Source organism: Pseudomonas sp. GW823-FHT02C05 (assembly GCF_058797595.1).
The window spans coordinates 334,375-349,840 of record NZ_JBXAJU010000002.1; the positions used below are offsets into that span (position 1 = coordinate 334,375).

Annotated in this window: 14 protein-coding genes; 5 read left to right on the forward strand and 9 right to left on the reverse strand. The window is 63.6% G+C overall.

What is annotated here, in order from left to right; all coding sequences use genetic code 11:
• Window positions 1-101: 101 nt before the first annotated feature.
• Both AC1RGE_RS12510 and AC1RGE_RS12515 read left to right on the forward strand, forming a co-directional pair.
• Window positions 102-1,226, forward strand: coding sequence for a polysaccharide deacetylase family protein (locus AC1RGE_RS12510; protein ID WP_492584380.1), 1,125 nt, complete (start codon window positions 102-104; stop codon window positions 1,224-1,226).
• Between the two features lie 346 nt (window positions 1,227-1,572).
• A complete protein-coding gene (locus AC1RGE_RS12515) occupies window positions 1,573-2,967 on the forward strand; it encodes a PhoH family protein (RefSeq protein WP_011059380.1) in 1,395 nt (464 codons plus the stop codon).
• Window positions 2,968-3,026: 59 nt separating this feature from the next.
• On the opposite strand, the gene AC1RGE_RS12520 is transcribed toward AC1RGE_RS12515, so the two are convergent.
• From AC1RGE_RS12520 to AC1RGE_RS12530, 3 genes are read right to left on the reverse strand one after another with little or no spacing between them, the layout of a single operon-like run.
• Window positions 3,027-6,089 (reverse strand): MexW/MexI family multidrug efflux RND transporter permease subunit, encoded by a 3,063-nt coding sequence (locus tag AC1RGE_RS12520; protein ID WP_011059381.1) that lies wholly within the window; start codon window positions 6,087-6,089, stop codon window positions 3,027-3,029.
• The gene (locus tag AC1RGE_RS12525) at window positions 6,086-7,237 is read right to left on the reverse strand and encodes an efflux RND transporter periplasmic adaptor subunit (protein WP_015634242.1); all 1,152 of its coding nucleotides are present in this window, start codon (window positions 7,235-7,237) and stop codon (window positions 6,086-6,088) included. Before AC1RGE_RS12525 ends, AC1RGE_RS12520 begins: the two co-directional genes overlap by 4 nt.
• Window positions 7,238-7,267: 30 nt before the next feature.
• A complete protein-coding gene (locus AC1RGE_RS12530) occupies window positions 7,268-7,681 on the reverse strand; it encodes a VOC family protein (RefSeq protein ID WP_011059383.1) in 414 nt (137 codons plus the stop codon).
• Window positions 7,682-7,727: 46 nt separating this feature from the next.
• On the opposite strand from AC1RGE_RS12530, the gene AC1RGE_RS12535 reads away from it, so the two are divergent.
• Window positions 7,728-8,654: a LysR family transcriptional regulator gene (locus tag AC1RGE_RS12535; RefSeq protein WP_011059384.1), complete on the forward strand. Its 927-nt coding sequence runs from the start codon at window positions 7,728-7,730 to the stop codon at window positions 8,652-8,654.
• On the opposite strand, the gene ribD is transcribed toward AC1RGE_RS12535, so the two are convergent.
• The 6 genes from ribD to AC1RGE_RS12565 form a co-directional block, all read right to left on the reverse strand.
• Window positions 8,633-9,739 carry a bifunctional diaminohydroxyphosphoribosylaminopyrimidine deaminase/5-amino-6-(5-phosphoribosylamino)uracil reductase RibD gene (ribD, locus tag AC1RGE_RS12540; RefSeq protein WP_011059385.1) on the reverse strand — a complete coding sequence of 369 codons (1,107 nt, stop codon included), beginning with the start codon at window positions 9,737-9,739 and terminating at the stop codon, window positions 8,633-8,635. The two genes, AC1RGE_RS12535 and ribD, sit on opposite strands and share 22 nt — an antisense overlap.
• On the reverse strand, window positions 9,736-11,439 hold the full coding sequence (locus AC1RGE_RS12545) for a WD40 repeat domain-containing protein (protein ID WP_015634244.1): 1,704 nt from the start codon (window positions 11,437-11,439) through the stop codon (window positions 9,736-9,738). The genes ribD and AC1RGE_RS12545 overlap by 4 nt, the downstream gene beginning before the upstream one ends.
• A gap of 80 nt (window positions 11,440-11,519) precedes the next feature.
• Complete coding sequence (locus AC1RGE_RS12550) at window positions 11,520-12,119, reverse strand: GTP cyclohydrolase II (protein ID WP_011059387.1); 600 nt, start codon at window positions 12,117-12,119, stop codon at window positions 11,520-11,522.
• A 66-nt stretch (window positions 12,120-12,185) separates the two neighbouring features.
• Window positions 12,186-13,193: a formylglycine-generating enzyme family protein gene (locus AC1RGE_RS12555; protein ID WP_185066773.1), complete on the reverse strand. Its 1,008-nt coding sequence runs from the start codon at window positions 13,191-13,193 to the stop codon at window positions 12,186-12,188.
• A 41-nt stretch (window positions 13,194-13,234) separates the two neighbouring features.
• The gene (locus AC1RGE_RS12560) at window positions 13,235-13,975 is read right to left on the reverse strand and encodes a class I SAM-dependent methyltransferase (RefSeq protein WP_011059389.1); all 741 of its coding nucleotides are present in this window, start codon (window positions 13,973-13,975) and stop codon (window positions 13,235-13,237) included.
• A gap of 101 nt (window positions 13,976-14,076) precedes the next feature.
• A complete protein-coding gene (locus AC1RGE_RS12565; protein ID WP_011059390.1) occupies window positions 14,077-14,523 on the reverse strand; it encodes a DMT family transporter in 447 nt (148 codons plus the stop codon).
• 230 nt (window positions 14,524-14,753) lie between these two features.
• Here AC1RGE_RS12565 and moaC point away from each other — a divergent pair, with 230 nt between their 5' ends.
• Together moaC and AC1RGE_RS12575 are read left to right on the forward strand one after the other, a co-directional pair.
• Window positions 14,754-15,227, forward strand: coding sequence for a cyclic pyranopterin monophosphate synthase MoaC (gene moaC, locus AC1RGE_RS12570; RefSeq protein WP_011059391.1), 474 nt, complete (start codon window positions 14,754-14,756; stop codon window positions 15,225-15,227).
• The gene (locus AC1RGE_RS12575; RefSeq protein ID WP_011059392.1) at window positions 15,224-15,466 is read left to right on the forward strand and encodes a MoaD/ThiS family protein; all 243 of its coding nucleotides are present in this window, start codon (window positions 15,224-15,226) and stop codon (window positions 15,464-15,466) included. The genes moaC and AC1RGE_RS12575 overlap by 4 nt, the downstream gene beginning before the upstream one ends.

The window sequence follows — 15,466 nt, forward strand, 5'->3', positions numbered from 1 at the left end:
CCGCACGAGCCTGTAGGAGCCGGCTTGCCGGCGAAGGGGCCCTGATTCCTGGCACAGATCGGCTATAGTGCGGCGCGGGTTTTGTTCTGGAGGCATCCCTTTTGCGTATCGCGTTTCTCTTCTCGGCCTGGCTTATGAGTTTCAGCGTGCTGGCAGCGCCCAATGATGTGGCGACCCTGGACCGCAGCACCTGGCCGGAAAAGCTCGACAATCCGACCCTGTTCGACGTCGCCTCGCGGGCCGAGATCCTCTCCTTCGCTCGCGCCTTGCTGATCAGCGAAGCCTGGGACGAGGCCTCGATGAAGCAGCGCCTGGGCCTGCGGATGATCAACATGGAGGCGATCTCTGAGCTGCGCGAACATCTGTGGCAGCGCCTGCTGGATAACTACAACTTCGCCCAGCAGAGCTGCGACCAGGACGCGTCCTTCTGTTACCTGGTGGAAAACATGCAGCAGTTGCGCAAGCAGGCCGGCAAGTTCCATCTGGCGCAGGACTCCTACTACGCGCGCTGGGGCGAGCCGAGCCGGACCTTCCACGAGCAGTACCTGGACGAATTGCTGCGCAAGGCCGCGCTGTCACCGCAGACCAGCAGCGAAGTGCTGCGCTTTGGCGACTACGAGCGCAATGGCGACGAGCTCAATGACCGGCTGTTTCTGCTGACCTTCGACAGCGCCGCCAACCTGGCGCCGGACAACACGCCCTGGCTCACCAACTACCTGCGCAAGGCCAACCTCAGCGGCACCTTCTTCGTTCTTGGCAACGATATCCAGAACCGTCTCGACAAGGCTTCGGTGGCCAGCCTGCAATCCCTGTATTCCCGGCAGTGCGTTGGGGTCCAGGGGTGGGAATTCCGTTCCCACAGCCATTGGCAGGACTGGCAGTACTCGATCCAGCGCAGCGCCGACCTGGTGAAAAGCAAGCTGCCGGAAAACTACGTACCGCTGTTCCGCCCGCCCTATGGCCAGCGTCGCGCCGACGCCCAGGGCTTCTTCAATGCCCAGGGCATGCAGGTGGCGCTATGGGACATCGACGCCCAGGACGGCGCCGGCAAGCTCAAGGCCGAGGACAGCGGGCAAAGAGTGTTGACCTTGATGCTGCTGTGGCGACGCGGGGTGATCGCCTTCAATGCCAAGCAGGATGGGGTCAAGAGCAGCCTGCCCTGGTTGCTGGCCCAGACCGCGCAGAGCGGCATCGGTTGGGAAGACTGCCAGGATGCATTTCGCTGAAACGAAACAGCCTGCGCAAACAGGGAGAAATGGCGGCTGAAGAGGGGAAAAATAGCGGGATTTCGAGGCAGGCGGACTTCCGACTTTAACGGTGCCCGGGCCACTCGCCAAGGGCTATTCGTCACTCTGCAAAATAAACATCAAAAAAGCGTCAAAGTGCTTTTTCCCGTCACGGTTTTTGGAGTATTACGAAATCAGACCGCCGAAACCTGCGACACAGGTGGCGTCTCCCAAGACTCCTTGTGTGTGCAGGTCACCTGAACCCCCGCGGGTGAATTCGGTGGCCCTTCGAGGCGCGATATCCCATGGTATTGCGTCGACTGGCTCCCACATAAGGTGACCGAGTATGGATGACCACGGACGTAGCTCTTCTTCCAACCAGCCAATCCTTTATGTACTCGATACCAATGTATTGATTCACGATCCAAACGCCTTACTGAATTTCGAAGAACACCACGTCGCCATCCCCATGACCGTCCTCGAAGAGCTGGACAAGCTCAAGAGCGGGCATCACAGCGTGGCCGCCGAATGCCGCCAGGCCATCCGCCTGATCGACAAGACCCTGGGTGAAGCCTCACCCGAGGACGTCGAGCTGGGCGTACCGATCCAGCGTGGCAAGAGCGGGCCCAAGGGCTTGCTGTCGATCCTCATGAGCAAGCGCAACGAGCCCACCAGCCTGTTGCCGGACAACCTCAACGACAACATCATCATCAACCAGCTGATCGACCTGCACGCGCGCAACAAGGACCTGCCCGTGGTGCTGGTGACCAAAGACATCAACATGCGCCTCAAGGCGCGAGCCTGCGGGATCGCCGCCGAGGACTACAGCACCGACCAGCTGGTGGACGATGTTTCCCTGCTGCCCAATGGTTTCCACAACATGAGCGGCTCGTTCTGGGACCGCGTAAGCAAGGTGGAAACCCGCCAGGACCATGGCCGTACCTGGCACCAGGTGCAGTTGATCGACAACCTGCCGGCGGTGCACATCAATGAATTCATCATCGACGAACAGGGCTTTGTCGGCTGGATCAAGGAAATCCGCGCCGATGTGCTGCTGATCCTCGACCTGCATCAGGAGCCCCTGTTGCACCAGGAGGCCTGGGGCCTGAAACCGCGGGACATCTACCAGGGCCTGGCGCTGTACGCGCTGCTCGATCCGGATATCCACCTGGTCAACCTGTCCGGCGCCGCGGGCTCGGGCAAGACCATCCTGGCCCTGGCCGCCGCTATCGAGCAGACCATGGTCAGCAAGCGCTACCGGCGCATCATCGCCACCCGCAGCGTGCAGGGGCTGGACCAGGAGATCGGCTTCCTGCCCGGCACCGAGGCGGAGAAGATGGAACCCTGGCTGGGCGCCATCACCGACAACCTCGAAGCCCTGCACATGGATGACGAGAACACCCACGGCAGCGTCGACTACATCCTCAGCAAGGTGCCGTTGCAGTTCAAATCCCTGAACTACATCCGCGGCCGCAGCTTCCAGCAGAGCCTGATCCTGATCGACGAATGCCAGAACCTCACCCCGCACCAGATGAAGACCATCATCACCCGTGCCGGCGCCGGTTCCAAAGTGGTGTGCCTGGGCAACCTGGCACAGATCGATACCCCCTACCTGTCGGCCACCAGTTCTGGCCTGACCTACCTCACCGAACGTTTCAAGGACTTCCCCAACGGCGTGCACATCACCCTGCAAGGGGTGCCGCGCTCGATCCTGGCGGAATACGCCGAAAGCCACTTGTAACCTCACCCTGGAACACAACGGGCGGCCCTTGGGCCGCCCGTTGCACTTCTGGCGCAGGCTCAGGCCAGTTGCTGCAGTTCCTCCAGCTCGCTGGAGCGACTGTGGGCGCGTGCCATCAGGCTGTAGATCGACGGCAGCACGAACAGGGTGAACAGGGTGCCCACCAGCATGCCGATGACGATCACCAGCCCCAGGCCGAAACGGCTGCTGGCGCCGGCGCCGGAAGAAAACAGCAGCGGCACCAGCCCCACCACCATGGCGGCGGTGGTCATGAGGATCGGCCGCAGGCGGATCCGTGCCGCGCGGATAATCGCCTGGGCCGCAGTGCAGCCCAGGGCGGCGCGCAGTTCATTGGCGAACTCCACCATCAGGATGCCGTGCTTGCTGATGAGGCCGATCAGGGTCACCAGGCCGATCTGCGTGTAGATATTGATGGTCGCCAGCCCCAGCGCCAGGGGAATCAGCGCGCCACAGATCGACAGCGGCACGGTGATCAGGATGATCAGCGGGTCGCTCAGGCTTTCGTACTGCGCGGCCAGCACCATGTAGATCACGATGAGGGCGAACAGGAAAGTCAGCAGCAGGGCATTGCCTTCGTGGATGAACTGTCGCGAATCGGCCTGCCAGTCATGGCTGAAACTGGCGGGCAGGGCCTGGCTTTGCTGCTGCAGGAAGGCCACCGCCTGGCCCAGGCTGACCCCCGGGGCGGGGATGCCCTGGAAGGTCGCGGCATTCTGCTGGTTGAACTGCTTGAGCTTGTTGGGCTGGATGCTGTCATGCAGGCTGACCACGGTGGACAACGGCACCTGGGTGCCGCTGTCGGTCTCCACGTAGAAGCCGTTGAGGGCCTGGGGTGTCAGGCGCTGGGCCGCGGCGCTCTGGGGAATCACGTCGTAGGAGCGGCCCTGCAGGGCGAAGCGGTTGGTGTAGTTCTCGCCGATCAGCACCGCCAGGGTGGTGCCGATGTCCTGCATGCGGATGCCCAGGCTGTTGGCCTTGCTGCGATCGATGCGCACCTCGGTCACCGGGTTGTTGAACTCCAGATCGCTGTCCACCACCGCGAACAGGCCGCTGGCCCGGGCCTGCTGCTTGATCTCCTCCATGGCCTGGAACAGCGAGCGGTAGTCCTCGGTGCTGCGGATCACCAGTTGCACCGGCAGGCCGCCGGTGGAGGCCGGCAGCGGCGGCAACTGGAAGACGAAGATCGAGTTGCCCTCGACTGCATCGACCTCCTGCTGCAACTGCTGCTGGATGCTGGCCGCGCTGCGCTGGCGTTGCGACCACTCGCTGAAGTTGACCCCGGCGAAACTGGCAGCCACGCCGTCGCTGCCATTGATGATCCAGGTGCTGACGGTTTCCGGCAGGCCCTGGAGGATCGCGTCCAGCTGGTAGGCATAGCGCTCGACATAGTCCAGGTTGGCGTGCTGCGGCGACTTGATCGCCAGCAGCAGGTTGCCCTGGTCTTCGTTGGGCGCCAGCTCCTTGCTGGCGTGGCCGTAGAGCCACGGCAGGCTGAGCAGCACCAGGGCGGCAAACGCCAGGACCGCGCCGCGCCAGCGCAGGGAACGCACCAGGCCGTGCTGGTAGAGACGTGCCAGCCAGTGGAAGAACTGCTCGGCCCAGCGGCTCATGCGGCCTTCCTGCTGCCCCGCCGGCAGCAGCGTGGCGCACATCACCGGGGTCAGGGTCAGGGCCACTACCCCGGAGATCAGCACCGCGCCGGCCAGGGTCAGGGCGAACTCCTTGAACAGCGCGCCGGTCAGCCCGCTCATCAGGCCGATGGGCATGTACACCGCAGCCAGGGTGATGGTCATGGCGATCACCGGCGAGGCGATTTCGCGGGCCCCGACAAAGGCCGCCTGCAACGGCGTGCGACCCTCCTTGAGGTGGCGGTGGATGTTCTCCATGACCACGATGGCATCGTCCACCACCAGGCCGATGGCCAGGACCATGGCCAGCAGAGTCAGGAGGTTGATGCTGAAGCCGAACAGGTGCATCAGCGCCAGTGCGCCGACCATCGACAGCGGAATGCTGACCACCGGGATCAGCACGCTGCGGGCCGAGCCCAGGCACAGGTAGATGATCGCCACCACGATCAGGATGGCTTCGATCAGGGTTTCGATGACCTCGATGATCGAGGCCTGGATGAAGTGGGCGGTCTCGAACGCCAGGGCCACCTCCACTCCCGGCGGCAGGGTCTTCTGGATCTCCGGCAGCAGGCGCTTGATGTCGGCGACGATCAGCAGCGGGTTGCCCTTGGGCGTGGCATACAGGCCCAGGTGCACCGCCGGCTTGCCGTCCATCAGCGCACTGGTTTCATAGGACGCCGAGCCCAGCTCGACCCGGGCGATGTCCCGCAGGCGCAGCAGGTGGTCGCCACGGTTGCTGATGACCATGTCGCGAAACTCGTCGAGGTTGCTCAGGTCGGTGTTGACCTGGATCGACGAGATCACGTACTGGCCCTTGATCTGCCCGGGGGCGGCCTGGAAGTTGTTGGCGCGGATCGCCTGTTCCACCTGGGCCGCGCTGACGCCGTGGCCGGCCATGCGCTGCGGGTCCAGCCACAGGCGCATGGCCAGGCGCTGGCCGCCGAAGGTCTCGACCTTGGCCACGCCCTCGATGCTGGAAAACAGCGGCTGTACCACCCGGCTGAGGTAGTCGCTCAGCGCCGAGGCGGACAGCGAGCGGCTGGCGAAACCGACATAGGCCACGGCGGTGGCGTCCCCGGCGGAACGCTCGATCACCGGGTCGTAGGCCTGCTCGGGAAGGCGGTACTTGACCTGGTTGACCTTGGCGATCACCTCGCTCAGGGTCTTCGACGAATCCTGGTTGAGGGCCATGCGCAGGGTGATCAGGCTGCGCCCCTGGACCGAGGACGAGCTGACGTAGTCCACCCCCTCCACCGAGGCCAGGGACTGGTTGATCGGCTGGGTGACAAAGCCCTGCATCAGCTCAGCCGGCGCCCCGGGGTAGTCGGTGGTGACGCTGATCACCGAGCTTTCCAGCAACGGGTACTGGCGCACCGGCAGGTTGCTGTAGGCCTTGAGCCCCGCCAGCAGGATCAGCAGGCTGACCACCAGCGCCAGCACCGGGCGGCGGACAAACAGATCGGTGAACTTCACGGCTCTTCTCCTGCGGCCAGGGTCGTCGCACTGCCGCCGGCATCGCTGAGCACACTGTGCTGCTGCGGTTCGATCGGGGCGCCGTCACTGAGCTTGATCTGCCCGGACGTCACCACTTGCGCGCCCGGCGCCAGGCCGCTGTCGATTACCACCCGGCCGGCATGCCGCGCGCCGGTTTTCACCGATACCCGCTGCACCGTCGGTGCGCCCTGGGCATCCTTGGCCGGCTGGACCACGAACAACTCTTCGCCGTAGGCGTTATAGGTCACCGCGGTTTCCGGCACGCTCAAGGTGCCGCTGGGCAGCGGCTGGGCCAGCCGTACACGGGCGAACATATGGGGCAGGGCGCTGGCTGGCGGGTCTTGCAGGCGCGCCTGGATGCTCAGGGTGCGGGTGCGATCGAGAAACGGATCGACAGCGCTCACTTTGGCGCTGAGCACCTGCCCGGGCAGGGCGTCGAGAAGCACTTCCAGGGTCGCCCCCGGCGTGACCTGGGCCAGCGCCTGCTCGGGCACGCTGAAGTTGACGTACAGGCCCTTGTCGCCAATCAGGTTGATCAGTACGTCCCCGGGGTTCACGTATTGCCCCAGGTGCACCTTGCGAATGCCCAGGGTGCCGGCAAAGGGCGCGCGGATGGTGCGCTGCTCGATTTCCGCGGTCAGCGCCTGCAAGGCGCCCTTGGCGGTGGACAGCTCGGTCTGGGCATTGTCGAAGGCTTCCCTGGAGGTGGCGTTGACCGACACCAGGCGCCGCGAGCGTTCGAGGCGGATCCGGGCGTTTTCCATTTCCCCTTGCAGGCGCACCAGGTTGCCGCGCTGGGGCGCGTCGTTGAGCTGGACCAGGACCTGGCCGCGTTCGACCCGCTGCCCTGACTGGATCGGCAGGTTGACGATGCGCCCGCCGATTTCCGCCGGCACGCTGACTTGCTGGATCGCCTCCAGTTCGCCGATGGCTTCCAGGTAGTTCGGGAAGGGCAGGGTACTGGCCGTGGCCACGGCGACCTTGACCGGTGCCTGTGCATAGGCCTGGGGGCCGGGCCGGGCCCCGTGCCACAGCCACCCGGCCAGCAGGCCGACGGTCAGCAGCGCCGCGATCAGCGCCAGCCATGCGCGCAGGGAGGGGGGCTTGGTTACACCGACGGACACCATGACATTCACTCCTTGACGTCAGTTGCAGTTTCAGTAGATCGGCCAGCAACCGGGGGTGAGCAGCTCGACGAGGTTTTCATCCGGGTCGCGGAAATAGATGCTGGAGCCGCCCTTGGGCCATTCGGTACGACCTTCCAGGGGAATGCCGGAGCGGGCCAGGCGTTCCTTCCAGCCGGGCAGGTCCTGTTTGTCGATGGCAAAGCACACATGGATCCGCCCGCTGGCATCGTGGGGCGGGATCTCGCCGCCGCTGAGGTATTTGGTGTGCAGCGAGGCGCCCCGCTTGAAGAGCAACAGGGTATTCTGGCCGCCGATGTTAAGCGCCACGAGGACATCACTCTCGACCATGACTTCCAGCTGGAAGGTTTTTGCGTAGAATTCTTTCGCGATGTCGAGATCGTTCACATAAAGGGCTGTTTCAATAATTCGTTTGAGTTGCAGCATGTGTTGCTCCTTTTGGGACCTTGCTCCCTGAGTTGGAAATGACAGGATGGTCACGGTCTTACTGCGCAATATCGATTTGAACCTGCTGGTGGTGCTTGATGCCCTGCTGACAGAAAAACATGTCACCCGCACGGCCTTGCGCCTGCACTTGAGCCAGCCGGCCATCAGCCACTCGTTGAGCAAGTTGCGCGGGTTGCTGGATGACCCGATCCTGATTCGCCGGGGCAGCGAACTGGTGCTCAGTTCCCTGGCCCAGAACATCCAGCAGCCGCTGCGGGAAATCCTCGGCCAGATCGAAACCCTGTTCGGCAAGTCCATCGACTTCGACCCGGCCAGTTCCCAGCGCATCTTCACCCTGGCGATGTCCGACTACGGCGCCGCGTTGGTGCTGCCCAACCTGATGGTGCGTTTGCGCCGCGATGCGCCGAACACCACCTTGGTGGTGACCCAGGACACCCGGCACGGAATGTTCGAGCAGGTTTCCCAGGGCAAGATCGACCTGGCCCTGGGGGTGTTTCCCAACCTGTCCGGCGACATTTCCACCGAGGTACTGTTCGAGGAAACCTTCTCCTGCCTCCTCGACCGACGCACGTTGCCGGCCGACGGCACGCTGGACCTGGACAGCTACCTGGCCCGGCCACACATCCTGGTGTCGATGGATGGCAGCGCCAACGGCGAGGTGGACAGCCTGCTGCGCGACGAAGGGCTGCAGCGGCGGATAGCCGTGAGCGTGCCCCATTGGCGCACTGCCCCCAGCATGATTCACAACACCGACCTGATTCTCACGGTGGCCACTCGCACCCTGGACGAAGCGCTGCTTAACCAGGACCTGATCCAGCTGCGACCGCCGTTGCCGATTCCGCCGTTTCCCTTCGTGCAGATCTGGCATCAGCGTTTCGACAATGAACCGGCTCATGTCTGGTTGCGTGAGCAGGTCAAGCAGGTGGTCGCTCATAGCGCGCTCGGCGGCTGAGCCGGCCGCAGGCGCAGACGCAGGTCCGGCCCCAGCTGGCTGACGTCATACAGGGCAAAGTCCAGGGCCTCCTCCAGGCGGTCGAAGCACGGCAGGTGCACCAGCGGCCGGGCCAGATCCCCCAGCAGGCGCGGAGCCACGTACAACAGCAACTCATCCACCAGATGCGCCTTGAGCAGGTTGCCGGCCAGTGTCGGGCCGGCTTCCACCAGCAGGTCGTGCAGGCCGCGCTGGCTGAGGTTGTGCAGCAACTGCTCAAGGTGCAGGCCCTGGTCGTCCCCGGGCAGCGCCATGACCTGCTCGCTGTCGCTGCTGGCCAGCGGGCACTCCCGGTGCACCACGTGCAGGCTCGGCGCCTGGTCGTTGAACACCCGCGCCGTGGCGGGCACCCGGCCCTGGCTGTCGAGCACCACACGTACTGGCGCCAGGGCCTCCGGGGAGGACAGCTGGCGTACCGTGAGCAGTGGGTCGTCCGCCAGGACGGTACCGCTGCCGGTGAGGATCGCCGAGCTGCGGGCCCGCCAATACTGCACGTCGGCCCGGGCCCGGGTGCTGGTGATCCACTTCGAGCGCCCATTGTCCAGGGCCGTGCGCCCGTCCAGGCTCATGCCCATTTTCAGTTGCACCCAGGGCCGCTGGCGCCGCACCGTGGACAGAAAGCCGCGGTTCAACTCCTGGGCCGCCGATTCCAGCAGGCCGACCCGCACCTCGATTCCGGCGTTGCGCAGTTGGGCGATGCCCTGGCCGTTGACCTGTTCGAACGGGTCCTGATGGGCCACCACCACGCTGTGCACGCCGCTGTCGATCAGGGCCTGATGGCAGGCACCGGTGCGTCCGACATGGCTGCAGGGTTCCATGGTCACGTAGGCGGTGGCCCCCCGCGCCAGGCCACCGGCCTGGCGCAGGGCGAACACCTCGGCGTGGGGCCCGCCGGCCCGCCGATGCCAGCCTTCGCCGACCACTTGCGAGCCATGGGCGATCACGCAACCCACCCGCGGATTGGGCCAGGTGGAGTGGCTGCCCCGTTCTGCCAGGGACAGGGCGTGCTGCATGTGCTGGAAGTCGACTTCGCTGAAGTAGGTCATGGGCGCGCCGACTGGACAGCGGCCGGGGGCGTGATCGGGTAGATCCGGCCGTCGTAGGCGCTGGCCAGGAAACCTTCGCCGCTGGCGTCATGGATCAGGCAGGAAATGCCGCTGGCGGTGGGTTTCTCCACGCTGGCCCAGACGCGCTTTTTCAGATCGAAGACGGCCACGGTGCCGCCGTAGCTGCCGGTGGCGATCATCGAGCGGTCGCGGGAGATGGCGATGCACTTGATCGAGTGGCTGTGGGGCGTGTCGAACACCTCGCTGGCGCCATCGCGCCACAGGCGCAGTTTCAGGTCGCGACCGATGCTGGCGAAGCCGCCCTGGATCTGCGTGCAGCCGTTGGAGATCCGCTCGTGGGCCTTGTCCAGGTAGGTTTCCAGGCCGAAGTCGGCAATCCGGAAGAAGGCCGCGGCTGCGGTGGCGCACACGCTGAAAATGTAGGTTTCATCGGCGGCGATGCCTTTGATGGCGTTCTCATGCATGCGCACCTGGGTGACGAAGCGCGGCTGCTGCTGGTCCAGGCAGAAGATCAGCGCTTCGCCGGTGTAGGTGCCGATGGCTGCGTGCAAGGCACCGTCCTTGATGAAGGTGGTGCCGCAGTTCAGGGGCGAGCGGTGCTGGTACAGGGTGGCGCCGGTGCGGGCGTCGAACACCGTGCCCATCTGGCCGCCGGTCAACACACTGTCGCCAAAGGGCAGGAGGAAGTTGCACAGGCTGCCGGCCTTGATGCTGGGTTGGCCGTTGATGTGCAGGATGCCGGCGTCGCCGATGCTGTAGACGTCTTCGCCGACCACCGCCACGGCGTTGAGGCTGACCGCCGGTTCGATGCCGCTGAGGTCCCAGGTCTGGGTGGCGAAATCCCAGGTGGCATAGCGTGAGCCGAAGGTGACGAAGGCGATGCGATGGCTGCCCAGCAGCGCGCAACTGCGTGGCCAGATGATGCTCGGCAGGGAGGTTTCCGCGGTCTTGACCAGGGTGCCGTCCTGCTTGAGGTGCCAGAGCATGACCGAGCGGTCGTAGCTGAGGCTGATCAGCAGGCGCTGGCTGTCGTCCCAGATGATGCGCTTGATCCCGGCGCTGTGGGCGGGCTGCAGCAGGGTGCCGCGGGGGCTGATGATGGAGATCTTGCCTTCGTCGTCGCCGGCGAAAATGATGCCCTCGCGGGACAGGGCCACGGTGTCGGTTTCCACGCCGCCCAGGTCGATGGTTTCCAGCTGTTGCCCGGTATTGGCATCCCAGCGCCGGATCGAACCGTCATCGCTGCTCGACACCAGGGTCTGGCCGTCGGCCGACCAGCACACCGAGATCACGTCGGCGGTGTGGCCGTGGAGGATCCGCAGGGTCTGGCCGCTGAGGTTGAACAGGCGGATGCTGTGGTCCCGGGAGCAGGTGGCGATGGTCTGGCCGTCCGGGGAGAAGGCGGCCATCTCGATGTCGTCGTCATGGCCGATGAGCACGGTCTTCAGGCGCAGGGACGGCACTTCCCAGACCCGCGCGGTGTAGTCGCTGCTGGCGCTTACCAGCAGCGTGCCGGCGGCGTTGAATGCGCACTGGTTGGCCAGGTGATCGTGAAGGACCCGCTGGATCGGGGTCCGGGTCCTGGCATCCCAGAGGATCACCTGGTTGTCGTAGCCGGCGGTGGCGACGTAGGTGTCCTTGAACGTGGCGATGCCGCTGATGGGCCCGAAATGTCTCATGATTATTGTCCTTAATAATGCGTTGGCGGATGACGGGCAGCCGTCCCCCGGCCCGCGGGCTCCGGGGGAGGCAGGCTCTTCTATTTGATGAGATCGATGAGGTGGTGCTTCTTGTCTTTCTTGGCTTGCAGGTAGTGGCTGTTGTGCCGGGTGAGGAAGACCCCGGTGGGGATGGTGCTGTCCACGATGATGCCGTTGTCCTTCAGGGCCTGGACCTTGTCCGGGTTGTTGGTGATCAGGCGGCAGTGCTGCACGCCCAGGGCCTTGAGCATCCTGGCGGCCATGGAGAAGTCCCGGCCGTCCTCGGGGAAGTTCAAGTGGCTGTTGGCTTCGAAGGTGTCCATGCCGCCGTCTTGCAGGCGGTAGGCATCCAGCTTGGCGTACAGGCCGATGCCCCGGCCTTCCTGGCGCAGGTAGATGAGGTAGCCGCCTTCTTCCTGCATGCGCGAGATGGACTCGCTCAGTTGCGGGCCGCAATCGCAGCGCTGGGAGTTGAAGACATCGCCGGTCAGGCATTCGGAATGAATGCGCACCAGGGGGCTGTGTTCGCTGGCGGGGCCCAGCTTGATCAGGATGTGTTCATGGGCCGCTTCCAGGCCGCTGAAACTGTAGAAAGTGCCGGGGGTGGGCGAGTCGTTCAGGGGGATGTCGACCTGGTTTCTGATGCTGAGTGTGTTCATGGAAATCCCTTCCGTTCTTTGACGTTGAACGTGTAATTGTTTGGTTGCAAAAGTAGAAATGCCGGGTCAGAGGCTCTCGGCGAGCCTGAAGCCCATCACGTAGATCTCCCTGGGGTATTTGCCGTGTCGACGGCAGTTGCGGGTCAAGTCGCGAAAGCGCGTGAAGCTGCCGCCGCGGGCAATCCGGTGGGTGCCGACCACGGTCACCAGGTCGTCGATGACGGCGTTGCCGCCGGGGTAGGGGGCGTAGTCATCGGCCACGTATTCTTCGACGTTTCCGGCCATGTCCATGCAGCCGAAGGGCGATGCGCCCTCGGGCAGGGCACCTACCGGGGTGGTGGCGAACAGGCCCATTTCCGCGGTGTTGGCGTGCAGGGGCAGAAACTGGTCGCCCCAGGGGTATTCGAGGTTTTCATGGCCGGCGGCGGCAAACTCCCATTCCGCTTCGCTGGGCAGGCGGAACGAGCGACCGGTACGGGCCGCCAGCCACTGGCAGTAGACGTCGGCATCGCCGGCGCTCAGGCCATAGACCGGATGGTTGGCGCGTTCGCTGGGGAACTGGCCGAAAAGCCAGTTGCCGGGGATGACGGGGTACTGCGAATCCTCCAGGAATGCCCGGTATTCCAGGTTGGTTACCGGGTACTTGCCAATGGCGTAGGGCTTGAGCTCCACCCGGTGGCGCGGGGCCTCCTTCTCGATCCAGCTGCGGTCCAGCCCCAGGCCCTGCATGCGCTGCAGCACCTGGTCGATGGCCGACTCCTCCAGGCCGATCTCGACCTGGCCGCCTTCGATGGTGATCATCGGCGGGTTGAGTACATCCAGGCGTGGGTCCATGGTCTGTGCCAGCAGCCGTGCCGAGGCCAGACGCCATGACAGAGGAGCGTCAGGGTTTTCCACCCCCAGGGCCAACTGCTCCGCCGATTTATCGGACAACTGCCGCCAGACTGCCAGGGGCAGCGAAAGCTCGATGCCTGGCTGAAAGTGTTCCGCGAGGCCCATCAATTGCCTGTCGGTCATTTCGGCTGTCAGGGGGCCGTCGAACACTGGCCAGTGAGCAAAACCCTTGGAATTCATAGTACTTCTTGTCCTGCATCTGGTTGAGGGGAGAGGGGCGGTCACAGGGTGCAGATCAGCCCGGTTTGCAGGCAGTTGCGCTCGAAATCGTCCCAGTAGCCGACGGGATGCTTGGCACGATTGGCGACGGAGATGATTGGCTTCTGCCACTGCAGCTTGGAGAAGCCGGCCTTGAGGATGGCGTGCTCGTAGGTGTCGCGGCTCCAGCGGTGGAAGGTGAAGGCGCTGGGCGGTTGGGTAACGAACTCGGCGTGATGGCGGAAGCCACCGGCATGGGGTTCTTCGCTGAGTACGTGGACGCCGTACTTGGTGAAGTTGCCGCGTTGCAACTCGAAGCCCGGGTCCACGGTGTAGGCGATGAGTTTGCCGCCGGGGACCATGTTCCTGGCCACCACCTTGAACATCTTTTCCAGCTCTTGTGGCGATTGCGCGTAATTGAACAGCCAGGCCGCAGTGACGCGGTCGAAGTGCCCCAGTACGCCCATGTCGCAGACGTTGGCGACGTGATACTCGATGGCCTCCTGGTTGCGTGCCGATTCCTTGCGTGCCAGTTCGATCATCGATGAGGAAATATCCACCCCGACCACCTTGCTGGCGCCCTGGTGGTAAAGCTCGCGGCCGAAGTAGCCGAAGCCGCAGGCCAGGTCCAGGACGGATTTGCCTTGGATGGCTCCCACCATATGGAAGAAGGTTTCGGTTTCTACCGAGCGTTGCGAGGCGGTGTCGGTAAAGTCTTCAAAGCGTTCACCGATGGAGTCATAAGTTGCAGCTTGACTGGTCATTGTTCACCTATATGGTCGGCTGAGTGTTATTAACTTTCCGATGAGGAAATAGTTGGGCAGGTTGTTTCTGGTTGTTATCGGTTGTTGCGTTGTTCTTATGGCTAGCCGCGAGTGGTAATGATGAATCCACCAATGACTACTAGTACGCCAATGAGTTTTTGCATGCTTATTGTTTGGCGTGGAAGACCGACCAAACCGAAATAGTCGATGAGCAAGGAAATGATCAGTTGTCCGACAATCACTGTCATGATGAAGTTGAGGGCCCCTAGGCGTGGCGCCATCAGTAGGGCGACGGTGATGTAGAACACACCGGCAATCCCGCCCATCCAGATCCACCAGGGGCCTTCCTGAGCGGCTGCGAAGTTGGGGCGAGGAACTTTAATAAAGATTATTACAGCAATAAGTGCCAGTAGGCTGACAAGTAGTGATACCCCGGTGGCCCATAATGGATGGCCTAATAGGTGTCCAAGTCTTGAATTGGTTCCTGCTTGTAGTGGTACTGCGAAACCGGCCAGGAGGCTTAGGAGGATTGATATTAGAAATGCCATGTTTTTTCGTTTCCTTTTTCCGGGAAGTTGTACTTTTATTAATATAATGGCGCCAATTCTTTGTTCTTATGCTGGGTATTCGCCACGCTGATCGTCCTCTGGGACCCTGGGCCAGACAGGCCGGCTGACCATCTCGGGCAGGATTGTTTTCCCCCGGGGGGCGGGGCTGCAGGGTGCGGAAAACTGACCCGCGGGTTTACAATCGCCGCCACCAGATCAGGAGTAACGCCGTGCTGACTCATCTCGATTCCCAGGGGCGCGCCAATATGGTCGACGTCACCGACAAGGCCGTGACCTTTCGCGAGGCGGTGGCCGAAGCGCGGGTACGCATGCTTCCGCAAACCCTGCAGATGATCGTCAGCGGCGGTCACCCCAAGGGCGATGTATTCGCCGTGGCGCGCATCGCCGGGATCCAGGCGGCCAAGAAAACCAGTGACCTGATCCCCCTGTGCCATCCGTTGATGCTCACCAGTGTCAAGGTCGAGCTCAGTGCCGAAGGCGAGGACTGCGTGCACATCGTTGCGCGTTGCAAGCTATCGGGGCAGACCGGGGTGGAAATGGAGGCGCTGACCGCCGCCAGCGTCGCCGCGCTGACCATCTATGACATGTGCAAGGCGGTGGACCGGGGCATGACCATCGACAGCGTTCGGGTGCTGGAGAAGCTCGGCGGCAAGAGCGGCCATTACCAGGCGGATCAGGCATGAAGATCTCGGTGAAGTTTTTCGCTCGCTACCGCGAGGCCCTGGGCATTGACGGGCTGGAGATCGAAGGCGTGTTCCAGCAGGTCGAGGATGTGCGCCAGGCGTTGCTGTCCCGGGACGGGGCCGAGGTATTGGCCGAGCAGAACCTGATGTGCGCCCGCAATGAAGAGCTGTGCCAGCTGGACGAACCCCTGGAAGACGGCGACGAAGTGGCGTTTTTTCCCACGGTGACCGGAGGTTGA